Here is a 26,226-nt window from a genome sequence, read left to right as displayed (position 1 = left end):
ATCAACTTCTTTTTGGATAAATGAGTCAATTTGTTGTTTTTGTTTATTTACATCTAGAGCGGGATCTCTAGTGTACAAAATATCATTATTCTCTTTAACAACCTTTTCAATTTCGTTGTTTAATACCTTATAAAAATCATTATTCATCGTCATATAGGTGGCAACAATTTTGATGCGACTCGAATTTGAGGGAAATATTTTATAATTTAAATAAGAGCCAATTACTATCAAAAAACCAAAGATGGCGCTCACTAAAATACCTAAATTTTTTTGTTTTTTCATTCTATACCTTTTCAATAACCTCTGAAAAACCAATAATTATTTTATCTTAATTATAACATTTTTAAATTGTATATACAATTCAGTCAAAAAGTATAGATAACACTTAAACTTCAACTATCATCCAACAAAAAACAGCCCAAGTCAAAAACTTGAACTGTTTCATATTAAAACGGGAGTTCCTCTTCTTCTAGTACGAGGTCGGCTAGGTTGTTTGGGGTGTTGTTTTCTCGCATGGCACGTTTGGTGCGGCTTTCTAGTAACTGGAAAGAATGACATAGGACTTCGGTCACGTACTGCGTCTGTCCATTTTTATCGTATTTGCGTGTGCGAAGTTCGCCATCGACTGATATGAGGCTACCTTTTCCCGCGTAAGACGTTAGGGTTTCTGCCAAACGTCCCCAAACCACAAGGGAAATAAAATCCGCATCACGTTCCCCATTTTGCGATTTAAATCGTCTATTAACTGCCAAAGTCACGCGTGTGACTGATTTATCGTTTGGTGTTGTCACCAGCTCTGGTTGTACAGTCAGGCGACCAATCATAATAACTTTATTGTACATAAGCTTCCTCCTATCTTATTATTCGAAAAACAAGAGAAAAAAGAGCTGGAAACTCCAACTCCTTTCATTACTATTGAGCTTTCCAGTGTTTTTCTAGATCAAAGGCTTCGCCAACCACTGCTGTATCATCCAATTCAATGATCCCACGTTTTTGTGGTGCATTTGGAAGAGCCAATTCACGAGGTGAGCACATCATCCCAAAACTCTTTTCACCGCGAAGGGCACCTGGGAAAATCAAACTACCGTTTGGCATCATTGCACCTGGAAGAGCAACAATAGTTTTTAAGCCAACTGCTGCATTTGGCGCTCCTGCAACAATTTGAACGGTTTTATCATCTGAGATTTGCACTTGGCAAATATTCAAGTGGTCACTGTCTGAATGAGCAGCCATTTCTTTGATTTGACCAACGACAAATTTTGGTGATGGGTCATTTTCCAATTGCTCGCTGAAGTCTTCTTTTGTCAATTCAGCGTTAAGGGTTGCCACATCTTGGTCAGACAAGGTCACTTGACCCTTACCACTAATCGCAATCAAGCTTGACACATCAAAAATATTCCAAGCAACTGTTTCACCATTTTTTTCAAGAAATACGCGTGATACCTTGCCTTTGCGTTCGTAATCAAGCTTAGCACCCTTACTATCTTTGACAATCACCATAAGGACATCACCGACGTGTTCTTTGTTGTACGTAAAAATCATTTTCTCTCCTATTTCAATTCAGCTAAAAAGCTGTTAATTTCTGCTCTGGTTTTGCGTAATTTGTTGACTAAACGCCCGATTTCTTTGCCATTTTCGGTCACTACAAAACTTGGAATACCAAAAATATCCCAGCGTTGTGCGACTTCCATAAATTCGTCACGATCAACACGGACAAAGGTAAATTCAGGATTTTCAGTTTCAATCTCTGGCATGACAGGATAGATAAATTGGCAATCTGGGCACCAATTTGCCGTAAAAAAGAAAACCACTTTGCCAGGTTTTTCCAAATAAGTCGCCATTTCTTCATAAGACGCTGGACTAATCATTTTTTCTCCTCCACATAGCTAATGTCACCCCTTTGGTGAACAAATCGAAAAGTACGACCATCTGTCAGGACAACACCACCTGTCGTTGTTGTTTTGTCAGACTCAAAATGATTCACATAAAGAACCAAAATAGAACCAAGCTGACTAAAACAATCACGCACTTCTCTTTTAACTCTTTCTTGCCGTTTCTTTTCCTGTTGCTTGCTTAACATTGTGCTAAAGGCGATAAGACCAGTCACTCCCACCACACTAGAGCCCAAAAGGAAACTGCTTTTTTTACTTATCATACGCTTTATTCTACCATTTTTATGCTAAAATAGAAAATATAGAATCGAGGTTTTTATGTCAGAATTATTTTCTAAAATAAAAGAAGTTACAGAACTTGATGGTATTGCAGGCTATGAGTACAACGTTCGAGACTTTTTACGTTCGAAAATCACGCCACTAGTTGATGACGTGCAAACAGATGGTCTGGGCGGTATTTTTGGAATCAAAAACTCTGATGCCAAAGAGGCTCCACGTATCATGGTGGCCTCTCACATGGACGAAGTCGGTTTTATGGTGAGCGACATCAAAGCAGATGGGACAATGCGTGCCGTGGGTATCGGCGGCTGGAACCCTTTGGTTTTGAGTTCGCAACGTTTTACCCTTTACACTCGTGAAGGTCGTGCCATTCCAGTTGTATCTGGTTCTGTTCCACCACATTTTCTTCGTGGGGCAAATGGCTCTGCATCACTTCCAAAAATCGATGACATTATTTTTGATGCTGGATTTGCAGACAAGGCAGAAGCAGAAAGCTTTGGTGTCCTTCCTGGTGATATCATTGTACCAAAATCAGAAACCGTCCTTACGGCTAACCAAAAAAATGTGATTTCTAAAGCTTGGGATAATCGCTTTGGTATTTTAATGGTGACTGAATTGCTCGAAAGCCTTAAAGGAAAACGCTTGGACAACACCCTTATCGCTGGGGCAAATGTTCAAGAAGAAGTTGGGCTGCGTGGGGCACACGTGTCAACAACCAAATTCAAACCTGAACTCTTCTTTGCCGTTGATTGTTCACCTGCGGGAGATATTTATGGCAACCAAGGTACAATTGGCGACGGAACCCTTTTCCGTTTCTACGACCCAGGCCACATCATGCTAAAAAATATGCGTGATTTCCTTTTGACAACTGCCGAAGAAGCTGGTATCAAATACCAATATTATCCTTCTAAAGGGGGAACAGACGCTGGTGCTGCCCACCTTCAAAATGAGGGTATCCCATCAACAACTATCGGTGTTTGTGCCCGTTACATTCACTCACACCAAACCCTTTACGCTATGGATGACTTCTTACAAGCCCAAGCCTTCTTACAAGCCATTATTAACAAATTAGACCGCTCAACTGTTGATTTAATCAAAAATTATTAGAGAGGAATGAAGGAAGCATGAAAATTGGATTTATCGGAGTTGGTAAAATGGCCTCTGCCATTATCAACGGACTCAAGACAACATCGCATGACATTATCATTTCAGGGTCATCACTAGCTCGCTCACGCGAAATAGCTGAGCAGCTAAATGTAACGGCGGCACCATCACACCAAGAACTCATTGACCAAGTGGATTTGGTTGTCCTTGGTATCAAGCCACAAATGTTTGAACCTGTTCTTTCCGAACTTCATTTTCATCAACCTATTCTATCAATGGCTGCAGGTGTCACCTTGGAGCGTCTTGGCAAATTAACAAGCCCTGAACTGCCCTTGATTCGCATCATGCCAAATATCAACGCACAAATTTTAAAAAGTACAACGGCTATTTGCATCAATGAACACGTTTCTGAAGAACTGTTCACAAGCGCTAAAGAAATCACGGACAGTTTTGGTACAACGTTTGACATACCAGAAAAAGATTTCGACACCTTTACAGCCCTTGCTGGTTCTAGTCCAGCCTACATTTACCTATTTATCGAAGCGCTCGCCAAAGCGGGTGTCAAATACGGTATTCCAAAGGGCAAATCATTAGAAATTGTCACACAAACGGTCCTAGCCAGCGCTGAAAATTTGCTGCAAGGGGCTGATAGCCCACACGATTTGATTGATAAAATCTCAAGTCCTGGTGGTACAACTATCGCAGGATTGCTTGACCTTGAAAAAACAGGTTTAACAGCTAGCGTCATCTCTAGCATTGATGCCACAATTGATAAAGCCAAAAACTTATAATAGTCAAAAAGCTGAGCGAAAGCCCAGCTTTTTTTATAACAATAACATGAAAAGCACACCCAGAGCATTGTTAATAAAATGAACAGCTATCGTGTACTCGAGCTTTTGCGTACGGTGATAAATGAGAGCGAGAACCAACCCCATACCGCCATAAATAATCCAACTTCCAAGGTCAGTCGGCATGTGCAACAAGCCAAACAAGAAAGAACTTAACAAAACACCAAGGTAAGAATTGTTAAAGACCTTTCCTAAAATCAGCCCTCGCATGACCGTTTCTTCCACAATCGGTGCAGTAATCACCGTCAACGTAATTAGCAATATTGGCGACATACCAACTTGCTCAATCGCTGCTTGATTGCCTGTATTGGCGTCAAGGCCTTTTTCCAAAACCAAAATGACACCACCAATATATTTGACAACCGTCAAGGCCGTAAAGCCAATAAGAATGATTTTCCAAGCCTGCCAGGTTTTTAAATCCTCCAACTGTTTCAAAAAACCAACACGCCTAGCAACGTAAATCGTAAAAATTGACACCACCAGCAAAGCCAAAGTAATTCCCAAAGTTTGGTTGAATGGTTGGTTAGCTCTAATAAAAACCGTTGGCAATTGTTCTAAAAAAATCAGAGCAAAAGCCAAGAAAAAATAACCCACGGCCGTTACAAATCGTTTCATTTCATCATCTCTCCTAACATCCTGTTTCGTACTATTGTAAACAAAATCCAGCCCAAAAACAATCCAAACAACTGCAAAAAAGCTGACCCAAATAGGCCAGCTTTAATGGTCTTATCATATTTAATAATTGATAACTTCGTTAGTTGCGTTTTTAAAACGCTCAACATCACGCGCAATCACGAGTTCCTCATCTGTTGGGATGACCATAACTTTCACGCGTGCTTGATCCGTTGAAATCACGCCATAAGCACCTGGTACATTCTTAGCAGGATCAATATCCACACCAAACCAAGTCATGCCAGCAATAATATCCTCACGCACGACATCTGAATTTTCACCAATACCAGCCGTAAAGATAACTGCATCTGCACCATTTAACACAGCAAAGTACTGCGCAATGTATTTTCGCAAACGGTCGATATACATATCATAAGCTAACTCGCAATTAGCATCTCCAGCTTCTTTGCCAGCAAGAATATCACGCATATCACTTGATTTTTCAGAAACACCAAGAAGCCCTGACTGACGGTTTAGCACTGTTCGAATGTCGTCAGACGTATTGAGTTCAGGATCTGAATCCATTAAGAAAGCAATCACACCAGGATCAATACTTCCTGAACGTGTCCCCATCATGGTACCACCAAGCGGTGTCAAGCCCATTGACGTATCAACCGATTTACCACCCTTAACCGCAGTAACTGAAACCCCATTACCAATGTGGCAAGTAATCAATTTCAACTCTTCCAATGGTTTTCCAAGGACTTTGGCAGCTTCTTGGGCGACGTATTGATGACTAGTCCCATGTGCTCCATATTTACGTACCTTGTATTCTTTGTAGTAGCGGTTCGCAATTGGGTAGCGATAAGCGACTTTTGGCATTGATGTGTGAAAAGCCGTATCAAAAACAACGACACTGGTAATATCTGGCAAAAGCTCTTTAAAGGCTTTGATACCAAGGACTGCTCCAGGGTTGTGTAGAGGAGCCAAAGTTGACAACCCTTCCACTTTTTGAATGACATTATCCGTCACCAATGCAGACTCTTTAAAATATTCGCCACCAGCCACAACACGATGTCCGACACCGTCAATTTCGTCATAGCCTGTGATAATAGCCATCAAAATCAAATTATCCAACAAAATTTTAACAGCTGCCGTATGGTCTGGAATATCTCTTGTTTCTGAATGAGTTTTCCCTTTGAATTTAACCGTAGAAATCCCACAAGAAAGACCAATACGCTCAATTAACCCTTTTGCAATAACCTCTTCTTCTGGCATATTGTATAATTGCCATTTTAGACTTGAGCTTCCTGCATTGATAGAAATCGTTTTTGCCATAACTTTACCTCTAAAGCGCTTTCTTAATATAACTCATTCTATCATATTTTTTTAGAAAAGCCTATTGTCTTTTTTCCAATTTTGAAATTCTTTTACAAAATCTTCCAAAACAGCTTGTTCTTTCAAATCTACCAAGGGGTAAACAAAAGTTTCAACTGGATGAGTGGATTGTTTTTTGAAAACAAAGATGGACTTGGTGCTGGCTGCACTACCAAATAAGGTTTCAGGCAAGGTAATGACCGCAATCACATCTGCATAGCCTTTTAACCACTCTTTCAGCAAATCACTCTGTGGACTTGTCAACAAATCAGACGGTGCTAAAAAGATAGCCAAACCATCTTTTTTCAGGTATTTCAAAGATTGCTCCATTAACAAATGGTGAGCGTAGGTGTGTTCTTTGCTGCTAGCCACTTGGTAACGTTTAGCAATGGCATCATTAGGATAAAAACCGACTGGTAAATCACTAATAATCACATCACTTTCTTTTAAAATTTGTGGGCGTACAGCATCCTCTTGGATAAACTGAGCAGATGATCCCATCACTTCAGCGATACTAGCAGATAAATCAATCAATAAATCATCCACTTCAATACCAAGATAGTTCAGGGTTTTGGAACTGTTTGTTAATAAAGTTTCACCCAAATTTCCCGTTCCACTACCGATTTCTAACACATCAACCGTATCAGAGGCTGTTAAGCTTTCTACTAAAAAGAGTAAGATAAAGCCCACGCTATCTGGTGTGAATTGGTGATTGGCTTGTAATTGCTCGGTTTGAGCTGCCTTAATGAAAATAAATTGAAAGGCTCTACGCCACTCTTCCTGACTTAATTGCAATTGACGTAGTTTGTCATTATTTGCAGCTACTTCCTCACTTGCACCTTCTTCTCCAAGATAAAACGAGTTTTGTTCAATCAGGGCATCGTAAAGATGTGTTTTCAACTCATTTTCAATCAATTGGATATTTTCTAAAATGAAATCGTAGGCTTGTTCGATTTTTTCAAAATTCATAGTTTCCTCCGCACGTTTTATCATATCAAAAAATAAGAAAAATGGGAAGAAGTCACCTTTTTCAAAAAAAGTCACTAATCATTTTCATCATTTCTGTAAAATTGGTATTGAAATTCTTGCTGATTGGCTAAGGTGACGGTGATATGAATATACTGACCTTGAATGTGATATTGAGCCTTGCCTTTGTCAAAATGCATTTGTCCTGAATGTTCCTTGGCAAACTTATCCACTACTTTTGCCATCAGATAAGCCTGACTTGAGGCTCGCTGCGCTTGGTGTTTTTGCTCAACTGCTACCACGCGCCCCAAATAAAACTGCAAAACCAAGGCAAATACAGCTACCATGAGCAAAGAATACAGCAAAATACCAGCCTTAACCTTCCGTCTTAAAAGTGTAAACAAATTCTCTCTCCATACGATTTTTGAAGCCAAGTTTGATCGTTACTTGCTGACCGTCTTGTGATATGCTCGATGATTGCAAGCCAAAAAGCATGGGTTGGTAACCACGACCAGAAGCGTTTGTTTTGCGAAAATCATGGCTGTTAGATTGACCAAAAGCTAGGTGCTGATTGGCTTTAGTGACATACAGTTTATTAGATGCTACTCTGTCTAATTGGCTCCCCTCTAGTTCCGAGCGTAATTGCTGGGAAAATAAAAGCCACTCTTCTTCCTGATTGTTGGATAGGTAGTGGATATTGGCTTTGACCGAACGTGCTAAACCGTCATAAACCAAGACCGTTCCTGCGATAACCAGCAACGCCACCAAGCATTCTAAAAGGGTGAATGCTTTTAGTCTAGTCTTTTTTAATGTGTAATATCCGTTTTTTTCCTTCATAAACTAAAAGCTCACCTTCTTGTTCTACAATGCTGACCTCGACCCCATTGATTGCCAAATGACCTTGTTCTGTTTGAATCGCCATTGTTGCCACATTTAATACTTCTTGTTGGTGCAGGCTTGCTTGCATCTGTTGCCTGCTTTTGGTGACTTCTCCCAAAACAAGACTGGTAATGGTCGCCATTAAGCCCAAGGCAACTAAACTCTCAAGGAGTATGTAGGCGGCTACTCTCTGTTTTTTTATATTTACCACTCCCTAAATACAATTGATAATAAATCTCTTTGTCTTGTAATTGAAAAACAACCTTGCCCAAAGATGAATTGCCCCCTTCCTTGCTCAATACAATCTGCTTGGTATCTCCCACTTTTACCTGACGTGGAAGGCTCACCTTAGACACGCTATTTGAAATCGCATCTTCTGAAATAGTCAAAGTCATTGCTCTTTGGTTAACGTTGGCTAGCGTTTGCGTATCGCGATAAAGATTTTCAAACGATAAAAAGAACAAGGTTTCTTCCACACTTTGAAAAATACCGTTTAGCGAACCCGACAAACTCATGACCATAAAACACGTTATGCCCAAAGTCACCAAGGATTCCAAAATGGTAAAAGCTGGAACACCTTTATTGCTTAGTTTTGCGATAGGTTTCGGCTTGATCATCTGTAATATAACCCGCTTTAACAAGTTGTTCAATGCTTGGTTTCTCACCTTCTTTGAGTTCATAAAGCGATAGCTGACTTTCTACCACCTTGACCACTGCCTTGTTACCTTTTTCACGCACCGCATCTTTTTGATTGCTTAAATTTGGTACAAAAAGCAACATCAAAACGCTAATAATAAGCAAAACAATTAACATTTCCACCAGAGTGAATCCACGAACAGTCTTTCTACGCCATTTAGCTAATCTATTTTTCATTAAAAATACCCTCCCATATTTTGATACATTGGCAACAACATCGCTACGTAAATCAAGACAATCACCAAAGCCACAAAGATAAAGACTAGCGGTTGAATCAACTGGGTTGCTTGGTTCATTTTGCCAAAGAAACGTTGCCAGGTTTCCTCGGCGTAAATGTCTAATTCACTGCCTAATTTTGATTTGATTTCACCGTACTCAATCATCAGTCCTAGTTCTGTCAGAAAAAAAGGATAATCCAATACTTTTTGATGAAAGGCTTGCCCTGACAGTAAAGCTTCTTGCATATCTTGCCCAATTTCTTGAAACAAGCGTGATTTTTGTTGCTGCATAATCGCCACAATGTCAATTAACTCAACACCTTGACCGATGAGGTTGCCCCATTCCCGTGCGTAATAAGCCGTCAAATACAACCGAATGGTATTTCCAATAAAAGGAAGGCGACTGAGTTGACTGTACACCCGAATGCGAGGCAAGCGTTTTTGGTAAAGATAAAGCGCAAGAACCACGAGCGTAATCATCACAGTTCCCACTAAAAACAGCAGGGGAAAATGCTGAATCAACTGAGTGGCTAGATTGCTACCTTCCAGTTGTGGCAATAAATAATGATTTAGCCCCACCATAATCAACACAAGGAAGCCAAGTAACATGACAGGGTAGGTCATAACCTCGAGCAATTTCTTTCTCACGGCACCCATGCTAGTTAGATAGGCATCAATTTTTACAAGGCTCCTTTGACTATTGCCGTGAATATCCGCCAAAGCCATCTGCGTTACAATCGTATCAGAGAAACCTAGCTGGGACATCATGAGCGATAGATTACCTCCAGCCAATAAGCTATTTTGCATCACATCGATATAATCAGCCTCCAGCAGCTGACTACGTCTTAGAAAGGACAGAATTTCCGACAAATGAAAGCCACTATGAAACAAATTATTAAATAACTGAATGAGTTTTCGTTGTTTGCTAAAGGGTAATTTTTTCAATGGCCGCTTGTTCTTTGGAAAGATGTCCTTGTGCAACCAACTGGTCCATTTTTTGATTCCAGTTGCTTGGCTGGTGCTCTTTAAATCCATCTTTTGCAACATCTATCACACCTCCTCCCCCAATTAACCGTTGGTAAACCACTGCGTGCAGACTATTCTCCAACTCTTGCTGACTGATACCTAATTCCAATAAACGCGCATAAACACCTGAAATGCTTTTAGCATGAATGGTCGAAAATACCACAGCTCCTGTTAAACTGGCCCTAATAACCGCGTGTGCCGTATCGCTATCACGAATTTCTCCGATAATGAGAATATCTGGTCGATGCCGCAAGGACAATTTGATCAGCTCATCGTAAGTCATGCCTATTTCATCGTTTAATTGCAGCTGCAACATATTATCCTGCTGAATTTCCACAGGATCTTCGATGGTAATGACTTGTTTATCTGGAAATTTTTCCTGAACCAACTGATACATCAGCGTGGTTTTTCCACTACCAACTGGACCTGAAAAGAGATAAAGTCCCCTACCATTGACAACAGATAAAGCTTCCTCTAGCCCATCAAACCAATAATGGAGAGATTTTTGACCATAATAAAGCAAACGAATTACCAAACTCTCTCGACCGCGGTAGTCCCCGACACTTGATAAACGTAGCGAGATTTGCTCATCTTCTGCAAAGGTGTAGTCGCACGAACCTAGTTGGCTACGACGCTTTTCCCCAACGTCCATGCCTGCGACAAATTTAAAATGGCTAATCAGGTTAGTCATTTTGTCAGCATCAAAGCAATCTATCAATTCCTTGTCATTACCTAGCCGATAATAGACTTCATAGCGGTTTTGCTTAGGTAGGATATAAATATCTTGAGCAGCTTTAGCGACCGCATTTGCTATGATAGCTTTTGCTAAATCTTGAATCATAAAAACCTCCTCATCTCATTATTCGAAAAAAGAAAGGTATCATGGCCATTTAGCCAAAAACAAAAAAAAATAGCTAAGCTACCTTCTTCGCTTATATAAAGAGTAAGCATTGCCTACTCCATTAAATACATTTAGTAAGACAATGCCTCTTTTGATAACTCACGACCATCTTCGAGTATAACAATGGAATGGTACTGCTGCAAGTAGCTGCCACACATCTCACACCAGCGTTGGTCCTCTTGGTTCCAAAAAGCTGCTTGAAAATTGTCATGGCATTTACAACTTGGTAAAGATGATTTGAGTGTTTGGCATTCTTGTTGGTAAAAAGCACGTGCTTCTTCAAAATCATCAAAGCATTTTGTTTCTATGATGTCTTCCTGCCAATTTTCCAATGACCACCAGGGTTCCCAGTCGCCATATATTTTTACAACTTGATACATTTACCTCACTTCCTTTTAAGATTTATTATATAAAAATTAACGCTATTTTAAAAAAATTTTGCTTATTTATCATGATTACAAAAAAAGAGAGAACGAATCGTTCTCTCTTTTGGGTTTTATTCAGCACTTGTGATGATTTCTTCTTCCACCACAACATCTACTTCTTCAGTAGGTTCAAACTCATTAACAGCTTGTGGTTCGATATTGCGGTAACGTGCCATACCTGTACCAGCTGGGATAATCTTACCGATGATAACATTTTCTTTAAGACCAAGAAGATGATCTTTCTTACCACGTATAGCGGCATCTGTAAGAACACGAGTTGTTTCTTGGAATGATGCTGCTGACAAGAATGAATTTGTTTCAAGGGAAGCTTTGGTAATACCCATCAAGACTGGACGTGAGGTCGCAGGAATACCACCAGCAATAACGATGTCTTTGTTGGCATCTGTAAAGTCTGAGATGTCCATCAAAGTACCTGGAAGCAATTCTGTATCACCTGGATCCATGATACGAACTTTACGAAGCATTTGGCGAACCATTACTTCGACGTGTTTGTCACCGATTTCTACCCCTTGGCTACGGTAAACTTTTTGTACCTCAGCAAGAAGGTAAGTTTCAACTGACAAGGTGTCACGAACTTCAAGCAAGCGTTTTGGTTGGATAGAACCTTCAGTCAATGGGGCACCACGGTGTACTTCGTCACCGACAGCTACTTTCATGCGAGCTGTAAATGGTACCACGTATTCACCTGTACCTGTTTTACCTTGTACAAAGACTTTCTTCGTACGTGTTGCGGCATCTTCTTCGATGTCAACAACAGTACCCTTAACTTCTGTGATGACCGCTTCCCCTTTAGGATTACGGGCTTCAAAGATTTCTTGGATACGAGGAAGACCTTGTGTGATGTCGGTATTTGACGCTACACCACCCGTGTGGAAGGTACGCATGGTCAACTGTGTACCAGGTTCACCGATAGATTGAGCGGCGATTGTACCAACAGCTTCACCAACTTCAACGGCATCGCCTGTCGCAAGGTTGATACCATAACAGTGGCGGCAAACACCGTGGCGAGTATTACATGTAAATACTGAACGGATGGTTACTTCTTCAACACCAGCTTTAACAATAGTAGCAGCCAAGTCTTCTGTGATTAAAACATCAGGACCAACAATGACTTCGCCTGTTTCTGGGTGTTTAACAGATTTCTTAGTGTAACGACCAACAAGACGTTCTTCAAGTGTTTCTGTCACTTCTTTTCCGTCTGTAATGGCGCTGATTACAAGACCACGGTCAGTTCCACAGTCGTCTTCACGAATGATAACGTCTTGGGCAACGTCAACCAAACGACGTGTCAAGTATCCAGAGTCAGCAGTCTTAAGGGCTGTATCAGTCATACCTTTACGCGCACCGTGAGTTGAGAAGAACATTTCCAAAACAGACAAACCTTCACGGAAGTTAGATAGGATAGGCAATTCCATGATACGTCCGTTCGGAGCGGCCATCAAACCACGCATACCGGCAAGTTGTGAGAAGTTAGAGATATTACCACGGGCTCCTGAGTCCATCATCATAACGATTGGGTTCTTAGGATCTTGTGTTTCAATCAGACGTTGTTCCAACTCTTCTTTTGCTTCACGCCAAGTTGTCGTAACCGCAACATAACGTTCATCGTCAGTGATAAGACCACGACGGAAGGCTTTGTTAATTTGTTCAACTTTCGCGTGAGCGGCATTGATGATTTCTTGTTTGTTATCAATAACTGGAATATCGGCAATACCCACTGTCAAACCAGCAAGGGTTGAGTGGTAGTAACCGAGGTCTTTCAAACGGTCAAGGAAAGCAGATGTTTCTGTTGTACGGAAACGTTTGAAGATTTCAGCAATGATATTTCCAAGATTTTTCTTCTTGAATGGAATGTTTGTTTCAAGGTTATCAATGACAGACTGGATTTCTTGACCTGGTGCCAAAAAGTATTTATCTGGTGTTTTTTCAGTCAAGTTAGCGTTGTTTGGCTCTTGAAGGTATGGTAGATCATCAGGCATGATAGCGTTGAAGAGGATTTTACCAACTGTTGTCACCATGATTTTATGTCTTTGTTCATCTGTCCATGGTTTGTTTGGCATACTATCAACAGCGATACCAACACGTGAATGCAAGTGAACATAACCATTGCGGTAAGCCATAATCGCTTCGTCACGGTCTTTAAAGACCATACCTTCCCCTTCACGACCTGGATCTTCCATTGTCAAATAGTAGTTACCAAGAACCATATCTTGAGATGGGGTTACGACTGGTTTACCATCTTTAGGGTTAAGGATGTGTTCTGCGGCCAACATAAGAAGACGTGCTTCTGCTTGCGCTTCTTCTGAAAGCGGCACGTGGATGGCCATTTGGTCACCGTCAAAGTCGGCATTGTAGGCCTCACAAACAAGTGGGTGAAGACGAAGGGCTTTACCATCGATAAGGACTGGTTCAAATGCTTGGATACCCAAACGGTGAAGAGTCGGTGCGCGGTTAAGAAGTACTGGGTGTTCTTTAATGACTTCTTCAAGAATATCCCAAATGCGTTCGTCACCACGTTCAACCATACGTTTAGCAGCTTTTACGTTACCAGCGTAGTCACGCGCTACAATTTCACGCATAACAAATGGTTTGAACAATTCGATAGCCATTTCACGTGGCACACCACATTGGTACATTTTAAGTGTTGGACCTACGGCGATAACAGAACGACCTGAGAAGTCAACACGTTTACCAAGCAAGTTTTGACGGAAACGACCTTGTTTACCTTTAAGCATGTGGCTCAAAGATTTCAATGGACGGCTACCAGGACCTGTGATTGGACGACCACGACGACCATTGTCGATAAGGGCATCAACCGCTTCTTGCAACATACGTTTTTCGTTTTGCACGATGATACCAGGGGCATTCAATTCAAGCAAACGAGCCAAACGGTTGTTACGGTTAATTACACGACGGTAAAGGTCATTCAAGTCTGATGCCGCAAAACGTCCACCATCCAATTGAACCATTGGACGCAGATCTGGTGGAATAACTGGCAAGATGTTAAGTACCATCCATTCTGGTTTGTTACCAGATTTGTAGAAGGCATCTAACACATCCAAACGACGAACAGCTTTGATACGTTTTTGACCAGTAGCCGTTTTCAATTCTTCTTTTAATTCAGCGATTTCAGATTTTAAATCAACGCGTTTAAGAAGGTCTTGGATGGCTTCAGCACCCATTTTCGCAACAAATGAGCCTTGTCCATATTCTTGTAATTTTTCACGGTATTCGCGCTCAGTCAAAAGTGATTTTGGTTCAAGCGGTGTATCTTTTGGATCAATAACAACGTAAGCTGCGAAGTAGATAACTTCTTCAAGAGCACGTGGGCTCATGTCCAATGTAAGCCCCATACGTGATGGAATACCTTTGAAATACCAGATGTGAGAAACGGGTGCTTTCAATTCGATGTGTCCCATACGTTCACGACGAACTTTAGCACGTGTTACTTCAACACCACAGCGGTCACAAATAATCCCTTTGTAACGAATACGTTTGTATTTACCACAAGCACATTCCCAGTCTTTTGTTGGACCAAAGATGCGTTCACAGAATAAACCATCTTTCTCTGGTTTTAATGTACGGTAGTTGATAGTTTCTGGTTTTTTAACCTCACCATATGACCACGAACGGATTTTATCTGGTGAAGCAAGACCAATTTTCATGTATTCAAAATTATTAACGTCTATCAAGGAGCCTACCTCCCTCTATTAATGAAGTCTTTTCGACTTATAAATAATTAGCTCGACGATTGATTATTAGTAAATAAACGGGAATTAGGACAAGCCCCTAAGAGGGCCTGTCCATGTCCCGAAAAAATTACAACTTAGTTTTCAGAAGTTACTTCATTGGTCTCTTCTTTTTTAGAAGCGATATTTAACGCGTCAGCTGACGGAACATCATCATCTTCGTCATCGCGTAGTTCTACTTCTTCATCATTAATATTTAACATTTTCACGTCTAAACCTAATGATTGAAGTTCTTTGATTAATACTTTGAATGATTCTGGTACGCCTGGTTCTGGAACAGATTCACCTTTAACAATTGCTTCGTATGTTTTCACACGACCTACAACGTCATCAGATTTCACTGTTAAGATTTCTTGAAGTGTGTGCGCTGCACCATAAGCTTCAAGAGCCCAAACTTCCATCTCACCGAAACGCTGTCCNNTTTCTTAAATGCGACAACTTACAAAGAAAACTTCATAAGCTTTTTATCTCTGTTTTAGCACACCATCAATACTATGGAAAGCTAAGAAAGCTTCCCATAGCCTGACTGGCTTTATTTTTCTTCAGATTCTTCTTTGATAGATACTTCTGCTTTTTCGGTTTCTTGTTTTTGACGTGCTTTTTCAAGGTCATCAACGTGCATGACATCATCATCTTCACCTTCGTCAAGATCACGAAGTTCTACTTCGTTGTCATCTTCGTCAAGCACGCGCATATCAAGACCAAGAGATTGCAATTCTTTGACAAGAACTCGGAATGATTCTGGCACACCTGGTTTTGGAATTGGCTTACCTTTAGTGATGGCTTCATAAGCTTTAAGACGTCCGGTCACGTCATCAGACTTGTAAGTCAAGATTTCTTGAAGGACATTTGATGCACCATAGGCTTCCAATGCCCAAACCTCCATCTCACCAAAACGTTGTCCACCAAATTGTGCTTTACCTCCAAGAGGTTGTTGGGTAACGAGTGAGTAAGGACCTACTGAACGAGCGTGAAGTTTATCATCAACCATGTGGTGAAGTTTGATCATGTACATGATACCCACAGACACACGGTTATCAAATGGTTCACCTGTACGTCCGTCATAAAGAACGGTTTTGGCATCGCTGTCCATACCAGCTTCACGAACGGTATCCCAAAGGTCGTCAGAAGTTGCCCCATCGAAAACTGGAGTCGCAATGTGAATACCAAGGTTACGCGCAGCCATACCAAGGTGAAGTTCCATAACTTGTCCGATATTCATACGAGATGGCACCCCAAGTGGGTTCAACATGATATCAACTGGTGTTCCGTCTGGAAGGTAAGGCATGTCTTCAACTGGAACGATACGAGAAACAACCCCTTTGTTTCCGTGACGACCGGCCATTTTATCTCCAACTTTGATTTTACGTTTTTGAGCGATGTAAACACGAACCAACATGTTAACACCTGATTGTAATTCATCACCGTTAGCACGTGTAAAGATTTTAACGTCACGAACAACACCATCACCACCGTGTGGCACACGAAGTGACGTATCACGCACTTCACGTGATTTATCACCAAAGATAGCATGAAGAAGGCGTTCTTCAGCAGAAAGATCTTTCTCACCTTTAGGTGTCACTTTACCAACAAGGATATCCCCTTCTTTAACCTCAGCACCGATACGGATAATACCCATTTCGTCAAGGTCTTTCAAAGCTTCTTCACCGACGTTTGGAATTTCACGAGTGATTTCTTCAGGGCCAAGCTTTGTATCACGTGTTTCTGATTCAAATTCTTCCAAGTGAACAGATGTGTAAACATCTTCTTTAACCAGACGTTCACTCATGATAACCGCATCCTCGAAGTTATACCCTTCCCAAGTCATGTAAGCGACAATTGGGTTTTGACCAAGAGCCATTTCACCTTTTTCCATTGAAGGACCGTCAGCGATAAAGTCACCTTTTTCAACGATATCTCCAACTTTAACAAGGGTACGTTGGTTGTAGGCTGTACCTGAGTTTGAACGACGGAATTTTGTAATGTGGTAAACATCAAGTGAACCATCTTCACGACGCACTTCTACTTTTTCAGCGTCTGAGAAGACAACGCGTCCATCGTGTTTTGCGATAACGGCAGCGCCTGAATCGTGGGCTGCTTGATATTCCATACCTGTACCAACATATGGTGCATGTGGGTCAATCAACGGAACGGCTTGACGCTGCATGTTGGCACCCATGAGGGCACGGTTTGAGTCATCGTTTTCAAGGAAAGGAATACATGCTGTCGCAACGGCAACTACCTGTTTAGGAGAAACGTCTACGAAATCAACAACGCTTGCTGGGAACTCTTGGTTATTACCTTGGTGACGTCCCATAACGATGTCTTCAGCAAATGTACCGTCTTCGTTTAGTTTTGAGTTTGCTTGTGCAACAGTGTACTCATCTTCTTCATCGGCAGTCAACCAAACGATTTCGTTTGTGACAACACCTGTCGCACGGTCAACTTTACGATACGGTGTTTGGATGAAACCATATTTGTTCAAGTGTCCGTAAGTTGACAAGTTGTTGATCAAACCGATGTTAGGTCCTTCAGGGGTTTCAATCGGACACATACGACCATAGTGAGTGTAATGCACGTCACGAACTTCGTAACCTGCACGGTCACGTGTCAAACCACCAGGTCCTAAGGCTGATAACCGCCGCTTGTGTTCCAAACTACCTAATGGGTTTGTTTGGTCCANNGGCAGACAAACGACGTTTGTGTGACAACTCAGAAAGTGGGTTGTGTTGGTCCATGAACTGTGACAACTGTGAAGAACCGAAGAATTCTTTAACCGCAGCTGTTACAGGACGGATGTTGATGATTTGTTGTGGCGTCAAGACTTCGTTATCTTGAACAGACATACGTTCGCGAACGTTACGTTCCATACGAGCAAGACCAATACGGAATTGGTTAGCCAACAACTCACCAACGGCACGGATACGACGGTTACCAAGGTGGTCGATATCATCCACTTTACCAAGACCTTCTGCAAGGTTCAAGAAGTATGACATTTCTGCCAAGATATCCGCTGGTGTAAGGGCACGCACTTTATCATCAGGGTTTGCGTTACCAACGATTGTTACCACGCGGTCTGGGTCAATTGGTGACACCACTTTGAATTTTTGAAGCACAACTGGCTCAGTAACAACAGCGTAATCGTTTGGTGTGTAAACGAATTTGTTAAGGTCACCGTCCAATTGGTCAGCGATAGAATCAATCACATCGCGGGTCATAACAGTTCCTGCTTCAACAAGGATTTCCCCTGTTTCAGCATCAACCAAATTTTCAGCGATTGTTTGATTCAACAAACGTGTTTTAAGGTTTAATTTTTTATTGATTTTGTAACGACCAACAGCTGCCAAGTCGTAACGACGTGGGTCAAAGAAACGAGCTACAAGCAAGCTACGCGAGCTGTCAGCAGTTTTTGGTTCACCTGGACGAAGGCGTTCGTAAATTTCTTTGAGGGCTTCGTCTGTACGTGAATCCGCTGGGTTTTTGTGAATGTCTTTTTCGATGGTGTTGCGGACAAGTTCGCTATCACCAAAGATATCCATGATTTCATCATCACCTGAGAAACCAAGGGCACGCACAAGTGTTGTAAATGGAATTTTACGCGTACGGTCAATACGAGTGTAAGCAATGTCTTTTGAATCTGTTTCTAATTCAAGCCAAGCACCACGGTTAGGAATAACCGTTGAACCGTATCCAACCTTACCATTTTTATCCACTTTGTCATTGAAATAAACACCAGGAGAACGAACCAACTGAGAAACGATGATACGTTCTCCACCATTGATGATAAAGGTTCCCATTTCAGTCATGATTGGGAAATCACCAAAGAAAACTTCTTGGGTTTTAATTTCGCCTGTTTCTTTGTTAATCAAACGGAAAGTGACAAAAATTGGTGCTGAATAAGAGGCATCGTGGATACGAGCTTCCTCAAGCGTATACTTAGGCTCTTTTAACTCGTAACCAACAAATTCAAGTTCCATAGTATCTGTAAAGTTACTAATTGGAAGCACATCTTCAAAAACTTCTCTTAATCCATTATCCAAGAAGTCTTTAAAAGAATCTGTCTGAATTTCGATCAAGTTTGGTAAATCAAGAACTTCCTTAATTCTTGAAAAGCTACGACGTGTACGGTGTTTCCCGTACTGAACTTCATGTCCTGCCAAAGTGTATTACTCCTTCATTAAAATACAGAGGTCAATCGACGCTTGACGGCTTTGTTTTGTTTGTTTAATAACCACACAAAACCCTAGCATTGACCCAACTAGCTCTAGAATACGTTGCCGTATTCTGCCAAAGTTGTCCTTAATGTGAATTTTTAGAATCTTTAAATATAGGTTACAAATGCTGTATTCTTCCAAAATTAAGCACAAAAAGAGCAGCTAAATCTAACACCATTAAGAGTGATTTAACTGCTGCAAACCTTAGTTGGACAATATTTCAACTAAGGTAGACGACAAATAGTTGACACTATTATACCTTATTTTTGATTTTTTTGCAAGTGATATGTTAGTTGCTACTTGTTGTGGTAATAGAAGAATTATGCAGCAAACTATCCCAAGCTTTGGTGTAGTCGCTGTCGGTACCACCGATGGCAAATTTATAAGTCATATTACCTGCTCCATTTTTCGCCCAATAGCTTGTCGTGGTTTCGCCATTAACCAAGAGTGGACGTCCATTAACCGTTACAGTTCCTGGCTGCAATCCTGTCGCTTTTAGGACGGTTGATTTGATAACGCTAGAAGATAGGGAGTACTTGTCATTGACCCCTATTGCGCTCGAATCGGCATTGTAAATGGCATTGACCAGATAAGCCATGTATTGCGCATTGTACTTGTAACCCGTGCGGGAATCCATAGACGTGTTGTCATCATTTCCTGCCCAACCACCTAAAGTGATTTTTGGCGTTGACAACATGAGCCAAACATCGGTGTAGTTGTCTGTCGTTCCCGTTTTTCCTGTCCAATCAGCACTTGCTGCCGTTTGATTCAAGTCTTTCAAATCATTGTAAAATTCTGTCGTAGCCCCACCTGTGACCACTTCTTTCAACAATTGATTCAAAATGCTTGCCGTCGCTTCTGAGAAGACACGAACAGGATTGGCCTTGTGTTGGTAAATAACCTGACCTTTATTGTCAGTGATGCTATCAACCAAGTACCCTTTGAGGTAAACACCACCATTTGAAATCATCTGGTAGGCATTGACTTGCTGAAGAACAGTTGTTTCAATACCACCACCCAGCGGTAAACTTTCAATATTGTAATTGTCGATATCGTATCCCATTTTCTTCATGTAAGATTCCACATCAACATTATTGTTTAACAACATTTGGTAAGTCCAATAAGCTGGGATATTCCAAGACGTGTTCAAAGCTTCTTGCAAGGTAATCATTTCTGTTCCGACATCATTACCGTGCATAATGGCTTGACCACTTGAAAATGACGTAGGGTAGTTTGACAACATGCTGGCACTACCCAAAAGGCCTTGATCAATGGCAATACCATAAGCGATAATTGGCTTGATACTTGACCCTGGTGAGCGAGCGGTGTCAAAGGCGTGGTTATTTTGGTTTGTTGTGTAATTCCTTCCTCCGACAAATCCTAAGATAGCTCCCGTATCATTAGCCATCAAGACATTACCAACTTCGACCATTTTAGCATTATCTTGGTCAAGCGTACTGCCGTACTGTGCCACGGTATTTTGCATGGCATCATAAATCGACTTGTTAATCGTCGTCTTAACCGTGTACCCACCTTGTTGCAAGGTTTCTAGAGCTAATTCTTTGTACGATTCTTTAGTAGTATCGTTTTTAAGCTCTTGGTCAGAAACCCCATTTTGCTTAATCAAGTAGTTATACATGATGTCTTTAGCTTCACTGAGAACCGCATAGTAAAGGAAGTCGTGCTCATTGGTTGTGGCTGATTCTGACGGAATGAAGTCTTGGCTCACATCATAAGCCTTGTACTCTTCGTACTCGGATTCCGTTAGGTAGCCCGCACGGTACATATTGTAAAGAACATCTTGTTGACGAGATAAGCCGTAAGCTAAATTGTCCTTGTCTTTTAATTGCCCTGTTGCTGTATAAGGTGAATAGACAATCGGACTTTGTGGCAAACCAGCTAGAAAGGCTGCCTGAGGCACCGTCAAATCTTTAGCCGACACGCCAAAGATACCCCTTGCTGCCTCTTCAATCCCAGCAATATTTTCACCTTTATTATTGCGACCAAATGGCGACACATTTAAATAATCCGTCAAAATCTCATCTTTGTTGAGGTAACGTTCCAAAGCCAAAGCGTAAATAATCTCACGCGACTTGCGTTTAAAGGTCGGATCATCTCCCAGCACCTGTTGTTTAATCAATTGCTGCGTAAGAGTCGAGCCACCGCTGGTTTCGCCCAACCCCAAAACAGATGCCAAGGTTGCCCGAAAAACAGCTTTAGGCACTACCCCATCATGGTTTTCAAAATTTTCATCCTCAGTCGCAATGATGGCTTTCTTGACATTATCAGAAATAGCACTGCTCTCAACAGGAGTCCGCAACAAATCCGTGTCAATACTTGCAATCGAGCTACCATTAGAATAAGTCATCTCAGACACCCGACTCAAGGATGTTACTTGTTGAACCAAGGTATCCTTATCAGGTACCTTAACCGAGTCAATCTGACTAGCCAGATAACCAAAGGCAATCCCTATGCCCAACATACCAAATAAAATAATAATAATATAAAAAAAGTCAGCTAATAGTTTGAAGGTTCTTAAAATGACAGAGCCCAACTCTAACAAACCAAACGACTGACGTGGTTTTTTTCTCTTTTTCTTAAACATTCAAATACCTCATTATCCATTATACCAAACTTTGATAAAGCTTGCATAGAGGGATAATATTTTGATATAATAGCCTGTAAACTATACTATTTTCAACGAAGGAGAACGCTCATGAATATATTCGAAGAATTAAAAGAACGTGGCTTAGTTTTTCAAACAACTGATGAAGAAGCCCTTGTCAAAGCATTAACAGAAGGGCAAGTATCCTATTATACTGGTTATGACCCAACTGCTGACAGCTTGCACCTTGGGCACTTGGTGGCTATCCTCACGTCACGCCGTCTTCAATTAGCAGGGCACAAACCTTACGCTCTTGTTGGTGGGGCAACTGGCTTGATTGGTGACCCATCATTTAAAGACGTTGAACGTAGCCTCCAAACCAAAGAAACCGTTGACAGTTGGGTGGTTAAAATTCAAAATCAATTATCTCGCTTCCTTGATTTTGACAATGGTGACAACAAAGCAGTCATGGTCAACAACTACGATTGGTTTGGGCAAATCAGCTTCATCGACTTCTTGCGTGATGTCGGAAAATACTTTACAGTCAACGCCATGATGAGCAAAGAATCTGTAAAAAAACGTATTGAAACAGGGATTTCTTACACAGAATTTGCTTACCAAATCATGCAAGGCTACGATTTCTACGAATTAAACGACAAATACAACGTAACACTCCAAATCGGTGGGTCAGACCAATGGGGTAATATGACAGCTGGTACAGAATTATTGCGTCGTAAAGCTGATAAAACTGGTCATGTGATGACTGTTCCACTTATCACCGACTCAACTGGTAAAAAATTCGGAAAATCAGAAGGTAACGCCATTTGGCTTGATGCTGACAAAACATCACCATACGAAATGTACCAATTCTGGCTCAACGTCATGGACGATGATGCTGTTCGTTTCTTGAAAATTTTCACTTTCCTTTCATTGGAAGAAATTGCGGACATTGAAAAAGAATTTAACGCTGCTCGTCACGAACGTTTGGCCCAAAAAATCTTGGCGCGCGAAATGGTAACCTTGGTTCACGGCGAAGAAGCTTACAAAGAAGCCTTGAATATCACAGAACAACTATTTGTAGGAAACATCAAAAACCTTTCAGCAAAAGAATTGAAACAAGGGCTTAACAACGTGCCAAACTACGCTGTTCAAGCTGACGACAATCTTAATATTGTTGAGATTTTAGTGGCAGCAAAGATTTCACCTTCAAAACGCCAAGCACGCGAAGACGTTCAAAACGGAGCCATTTACCTCAATGGTGAACGCATCCAAGATTTGAACTACACGCTTTCAGAAACCGATAAAATCGACGATGAATTAACTGTTATCCGTCGTGGTAAGAAAAAATACTTCGTCTTGACTTACTAATTTATCCTGACTCTAAGAAGACCGTTTGGTCTTCTTTTTTGTGGCTGCCCTTTTTGAGTGAGGTCAAAATACACTCTTTCACATTTATTTGTTATAATAGTCTTTAATATGTTAAAAGGATTATTATATGGCTATTATTGAAAAAGCTCCCGCGAAGATTAATTTAGGATTGGACATTGTCGGGCGTCGCTCTGACGGCTATCACGACTTGTCTATGATTATGGTCAGCGTGGATTTAAACGACTACATCACAGTATCTGAAATAGATGACAATGCCATTATCGTTGAATCGAACAATCATAAAATGCCACTCAACGATAAAAACGATGTGTTTAAGGCTGCCAAACTCATTCGTGAAGCCTACCACATCTCCTCTGGCGTCAAGATTGAATTGCAAAAATCTATCCCGATTTGTGCAGGTTTGGGAGGCGGGTCAACCGACGCCGCTGCTACGATTCGTGCCCTCAACCAATTATGGCAACTCCACTTATCCAAACAAGAAATGGTCGCAATCGGACTTGAAATCGGTACAGACGTGCCGTATTGTCTAGAGGCGGGGTGTGCTTTTGTGTCTGGAAAAGGGGAAATCGTTGAACACCTCGACCACCACCCTTCAGCTTGGGTAGTCTTGGTCAAACCTGATTTTGGCATCTCCACTCGAACCATTTTTCCTGAAATCGATTGCCAAACCATCTCAAGAGTTGATATTGCTTCTTTAAAAGAAGCCATCTTGACAGGCAATTACAAGCAAATGATTGCAAACATGGGCAATTCCCTCGAGGACATTACCATCAAACGCAAACCATTTATCCAAAAAATCAAACAACGAATGCTCAGTTGTGGAGCCGACGTCGCCTTGATGTCGGGCAGCGGACCAACTGTATTTGCCTTGTGCCAATCAGAAAAGAAAGCCAATCGTATCGTGAACAGCATGCGTGGATTTTGTAACGAAGTTTACAAGGTGCGGATGTTGTAGTGTAAAGGGTCAACTCATTGATTCTTTTTTTCTTTTTTGATATAATTAACTGGTTAATTATTATTGCAGCAGACGAAAGGGTGTGAAAAAATGCCAATCGCAAACCAAGTTGACCATTTGGTTAATCAAATCTTGTTAAAAGCAGAAAACCAACACGAATTGTTATTTGGGTCTTGCCAAAGTAACGTGTCCCTTACCAATACGCAGGAGCACATTTTGATGCTATTGTCACAGGAACGCCTGACCAATTCAGAATTGGCAAAACGCTTAAATATCAGCCAGGCGGCTATTACAAAGGCCACAAAATACCTTGTCACAAAAGGCTTATTGGCTAGCGTTAAAAACAAGGAGGACGCTAGAGTCACTTATTTTGAATTAACCGATAATGCCAAACCCATTGCTCAAGAACATATGCACCATCATGACAGCACTATTGCTGTTTATGAAAAACTGCTCGGGCAATTTTCTGAAAATGAGCAAGCTGTGATTACCCGCTTTTTAGACATCTTTTTAGTCGAATTGGAAAGGGAAGCATGAGATACATTACTGTAGAAGATTTATCGTTTCAATATGACAGTGAACCTGTTTTAGAAGGCATTCATTACCACTTAGACAGCGGCGAATTTGTCACCTTGACAGGAGAAAATGGTGCTGCCAAATCAACCTTGGTTAAAGCAACTTTGGGCATTTTATCTCCTAAAAGCGGTCGTGTGACCATTTCAAAGAAAAACAAGGACGGAAAAAAACTACGCATTGCCTACTTGCCGCAACAAATTGCCAGTTTTAATGCTGGTTTTCCTTCGACCGTCTATGAATTTGTATCATCTGGCCGTTACCCACGAAACGGTTGGTTCCGCCGTTTAACCCAGCACGACGCCGAACACATCAAAACTAGCTTAGAATCTGTTGGTATGTGGGAAAACCGCCACAAACGCATTGGTAGCCTCTCAGGTGGTCAAAAACAACGCATTATCATTGCTCGTATGTTTGCTTCAGACCCTGATATTTTCGTCTTTGATGAGCCCACAACAGGTATGGACGCAGGAACAACCGAACGCTTTTACGAACTGATGCACCACAGTGCCCACCAACACGGAAAGGCTGTTTTGATGATTACCCACGACCCCGAAGAACTCAAAAAATACGCTGACCGCAACATCCACTTGATACGCAACCAAGAAACCAGCTGGCGTTGCTTTAACGTTCACGATAACGGTGGGAAGGAGCAAGTCTAATGGCCGAAATTTTATCTTATGATTTTATGCAGCGAGCCATTCTAGCTGTCATTGCAATTAGTGTTTTCGCCCCTATTTTGGGCATCTTCCTTATCTTACGACACCAAAGCTTAATGAGCGATACCTTAAGCCACGTATCCTTAGCAGGAGTTGCCTTGGGAATTTTACTAGGAGTTTCAACCACCTGGTCAACCGTCATTGTGGTCACCATTGCAGCTGTTATTTTAGAATACCTGCAGACCGTTTACAAGCACTATATGGAAATCTCCACCGCGATTTTGATGTCGCTCGGTTTGGCTATCGCACTCATTGTCACAAGTAAATCAGACAATGGAAATGTCAATTTGGAACAGTACTTGTTTGGTTCGATTATCACTATCAATTCAGGACAGGTTATCGCACTCTTTGCCATTGCCATCTTAGTCCTCATTTTGACAGTTCTGTTCATTCGCCCAATGTACATTTTAACCTTTGACGAAGAAACAGCTTTTGTAGATGGCCTACCTGTGCGCCTCATGTCAGTCTTGTTTAACATTGTCACTGGAATTGCCATCGCCTTGACCATCCCAGCTGCTGGGGCACTTTTGGTGTCAACCATCATGGTTCTCCCAGCAAGTATCGCGATGCGCCTAGGGAAAAACTTCAAATCCGTTATCTTCATCAGCATTATCATCGGCTTTATTGGCATGATAACAGGGATTATGGCCTCATATTATTGGGAAACACCCGCTAGTGCAACTATCACCATTATCTTTGTCGCTATCTTCCTCCTCGTCAATATCTCTAACCTCATCCAACACCGCCTCAATTTCAGATAAAAAAGCAGTGAACTGAT

General features: G+C 41.3%; 24 protein-coding genes and 3 pseudogenes. 7 read left to right on the top strand and 20 right to left on the bottom strand.

The features are described 5' to 3' along the window. From B3R79_RS07345 to B3R79_RS07325, 5 genes and pseudogenes are all read right to left on the bottom strand, one after another. Positions 1-282: pseudogene (locus tag B3R79_RS07345) on the bottom strand (sugar ABC transporter substrate-binding protein); the annotation flags it as partial. Positions 283-446: 164 nt separating this feature from the next. Then, positions 447-842, bottom strand: a complete 396-nt coding sequence (locus tag B3R79_RS07340; protein WP_168261079.1) for a single-stranded DNA-binding protein — start codon at positions 840-842, stop codon at positions 447-449. Positions 843-912: 70 nt separating this feature from the next. Further along, positions 913-1,542 carry a YtpR family tRNA-binding protein gene (gene ytpR, locus B3R79_RS07335; protein ID WP_293696055.1) on the bottom strand — a complete coding sequence of 210 codons (630 nt, stop codon included), beginning with the start codon at positions 1,540-1,542 and terminating at the stop codon, positions 913-915. Positions 1,543-1,550: 8 nt separating this feature from the next. Next, positions 1,551-1,868 carry a thioredoxin family protein gene (locus B3R79_RS07330; RefSeq protein ID WP_168261077.1) on the bottom strand — a complete coding sequence of 106 codons (318 nt, stop codon included), beginning with the start codon at positions 1,866-1,868 and terminating at the stop codon, positions 1,551-1,553. Then, positions 1,865-2,155 (bottom strand): DUF4651 domain-containing protein, encoded by a 291-nt coding sequence (locus tag B3R79_RS07325; protein WP_154454138.1) that lies wholly within the window; start codon positions 2,153-2,155, stop codon positions 1,865-1,867. The genes B3R79_RS07330 and B3R79_RS07325 overlap by 4 nt, the downstream gene beginning before the upstream one ends. 55 nt (positions 2,156-2,210) lie before the next feature. On the opposite strand from B3R79_RS07325, the gene pepA reads away from it, so the two are divergent. Together pepA and proC are read left to right on the top strand one after the other, a co-directional pair. Further along, entirely contained in the window at positions 2,211-3,278 is a 1,068-nt protein-coding gene (gene pepA, locus B3R79_RS07320; RefSeq protein WP_293696052.1) for a glutamyl aminopeptidase, read from the top strand. A 17-nt stretch (positions 3,279-3,295) separates the two neighbouring features. Further along, positions 3,296-4,066 (top strand): pyrroline-5-carboxylate reductase, encoded by a 771-nt coding sequence (proC, locus tag B3R79_RS07315; protein ID WP_168261075.1) that lies wholly within the window; start codon positions 3,296-3,298, stop codon positions 4,064-4,066. Between the two features lie 33 nt (positions 4,067-4,099). Here proC and B3R79_RS07310 read toward each other — a convergent pair whose 3' ends face one another. The 15 genes and pseudogenes from B3R79_RS07310 to pbp1b form a co-directional block, all read right to left on the bottom strand. Beyond that, positions 4,100-4,738 (bottom strand): CPBP family intramembrane glutamic endopeptidase, encoded by a 639-nt coding sequence (locus tag B3R79_RS07310; protein WP_154454141.1) that lies wholly within the window; start codon positions 4,736-4,738, stop codon positions 4,100-4,102. A 120-nt stretch (positions 4,739-4,858) separates the two neighbouring features. Beyond that, a complete protein-coding gene (locus B3R79_RS07305) occupies positions 4,859-6,073 on the bottom strand; it encodes an acetate kinase (RefSeq protein ID WP_293696048.1) in 1,215 nt (404 codons plus the stop codon). Between the two features lie 51 nt (positions 6,074-6,124). Then, the gene (locus B3R79_RS07300) at positions 6,125-7,081 is read right to left on the bottom strand and encodes a class I SAM-dependent methyltransferase (RefSeq protein WP_293696045.1); all 957 of its coding nucleotides are present in this window, start codon (positions 7,079-7,081) and stop codon (positions 6,125-6,127) included. Between the two features lie 74 nt (positions 7,082-7,155). Further along, positions 7,156-7,482, bottom strand: coding sequence for a competence type IV pilus minor pilin ComGG (gene comGG / locus B3R79_RS07295; protein ID WP_293696042.1), 327 nt, complete (start codon positions 7,480-7,482; stop codon positions 7,156-7,158). Further along, positions 7,454-7,915: a competence type IV pilus minor pilin ComGF gene (comGF, locus tag B3R79_RS07290; protein ID WP_168261070.1), complete on the bottom strand. Its 462-nt coding sequence runs from the start codon at positions 7,913-7,915 to the stop codon at positions 7,454-7,456. Before comGF ends, comGG begins: the two co-directional genes overlap by 29 nt. Continuing rightward, entirely contained in the window at positions 7,875-8,099 is a 225-nt protein-coding gene (gene comGE / locus B3R79_RS07285) for a competence type IV pilus minor pilin ComGE (RefSeq protein ID WP_154454160.1), read from the bottom strand. Before comGE ends, comGF begins: the two co-directional genes overlap by 41 nt. A 22-nt stretch (positions 8,100-8,121) precedes the next feature. After that, positions 8,122-8,574, bottom strand: a complete 453-nt coding sequence (gene comGD / locus B3R79_RS07280) for a competence type IV pilus minor pilin ComGD (RefSeq protein WP_293696037.1) — start codon at positions 8,572-8,574, stop codon at positions 8,122-8,124. After that, positions 8,537-8,830 carry a competence type IV pilus major pilin ComGC gene (gene comGC / locus B3R79_RS07275; protein ID WP_235280789.1) on the bottom strand — a complete coding sequence of 98 codons (294 nt, stop codon included), beginning with the start codon at positions 8,828-8,830 and terminating at the stop codon, positions 8,537-8,539. Before comGC ends, comGD begins: the two co-directional genes overlap by 38 nt. Next, on the bottom strand, positions 8,830-9,906 hold the full coding sequence (gene comGB, locus B3R79_RS07270; RefSeq protein WP_239472521.1) for a competence type IV pilus assembly protein ComGB: 1,077 nt from the start codon (positions 9,904-9,906) through the stop codon (positions 8,830-8,832). The genes comGC and comGB overlap by 1 nt, the downstream gene beginning before the upstream one ends. Then, positions 9,797-10,738: a competence type IV pilus ATPase ComGA gene (comGA, locus tag B3R79_RS07265; protein ID WP_293696034.1), complete on the bottom strand. Its 942-nt coding sequence runs from the start codon at positions 10,736-10,738 to the stop codon at positions 9,797-9,799. Before comGA ends, comGB begins: the two co-directional genes overlap by 110 nt. Positions 10,739-10,869: 131 nt before the next feature. After that, entirely contained in the window at positions 10,870-11,178 is a 309-nt protein-coding gene (locus B3R79_RS07260) for a DUF1033 family protein (protein WP_168261067.1), read from the bottom strand. A gap of 116 nt (positions 11,179-11,294) precedes the next feature. After that, entirely contained in the window at positions 11,295-14,936 is a 3,642-nt protein-coding gene (rpoC, locus tag B3R79_RS07255) for a DNA-directed RNA polymerase subunit beta' (protein ID WP_293696031.1), read from the bottom strand. A 134-nt stretch (positions 14,937-15,070) separates the two neighbouring features. Continuing rightward, positions 15,071-15,412: pseudogene (locus B3R79_RS07250) on the bottom strand (hypothetical protein); the annotation flags it as partial. 113 nt (positions 15,413-15,525) lie between these two features. Further along, positions 15,526-19,153: pseudogene (locus B3R79_RS07245) on the bottom strand (DNA-directed RNA polymerase subunit beta). A gap of 343 nt (positions 19,154-19,496) precedes the next feature. Next, positions 19,497-21,812, bottom strand: a complete 2,316-nt coding sequence (gene pbp1b / locus B3R79_RS07240; protein ID WP_154454151.1) for a penicillin-binding protein PBP1B — start codon at positions 21,810-21,812, stop codon at positions 19,497-19,499. A gap of 111 nt (positions 21,813-21,923) precedes the next feature. Between pbp1b and tyrS the strand changes: the two genes are divergently transcribed. The 5 genes from tyrS to B3R79_RS07215 all read left to right on the top strand — a co-directional run bounded on the left by tyrS (position 21,924) and on the right by B3R79_RS07215 (position 26,209). Then, positions 21,924-23,180 (top strand): tyrosine--tRNA ligase, encoded by a 1,257-nt coding sequence (gene tyrS, locus B3R79_RS07235; RefSeq protein ID WP_293696027.1) that lies wholly within the window; start codon positions 21,924-21,926, stop codon positions 23,178-23,180. Between the two features lie 127 nt (positions 23,181-23,307). Beyond that, complete coding sequence (gene ispE, locus B3R79_RS07230; RefSeq protein WP_154454153.1) at positions 23,308-24,156, top strand: 4-(cytidine 5'-diphospho)-2-C-methyl-D-erythritol kinase; 849 nt, start codon at positions 23,308-23,310, stop codon at positions 24,154-24,156. Positions 24,157-24,246: 90 nt separating this feature from the next. After that, entirely contained in the window at positions 24,247-24,693 is a 447-nt protein-coding gene (locus B3R79_RS07225; RefSeq protein WP_168261048.1) for a zinc-dependent MarR family transcriptional regulator, read from the top strand. After that, on the top strand, positions 24,690-25,391 hold the full coding sequence (locus B3R79_RS07220; protein ID WP_168261047.1) for a metal ABC transporter ATP-binding protein: 702 nt from the start codon (positions 24,690-24,692) through the stop codon (positions 25,389-25,391). The genes B3R79_RS07225 and B3R79_RS07220 overlap by 4 nt, the downstream gene beginning before the upstream one ends. Then, complete coding sequence (locus tag B3R79_RS07215) at positions 25,391-26,209, top strand: metal ABC transporter permease (protein WP_154454156.1); 819 nt, start codon at positions 25,391-25,393, stop codon at positions 26,207-26,209. The genes B3R79_RS07220 and B3R79_RS07215 overlap by 1 nt, the downstream gene beginning before the upstream one ends. Positions 26,210-26,226: the final 17 nt, after the last annotated feature.

The organism is Streptococcus sp. UBA3373 (assembly GCF_002360305.1).
Lineage (GTDB): Bacteria > Bacillota > Bacilli > Lactobacillales > Streptococcaceae > Streptococcus > Streptococcus alactolyticus.
Note: the sequence above shows the minus strand (reverse complement) of the source record. Positions and strands in the feature narration are given on the sequence as shown.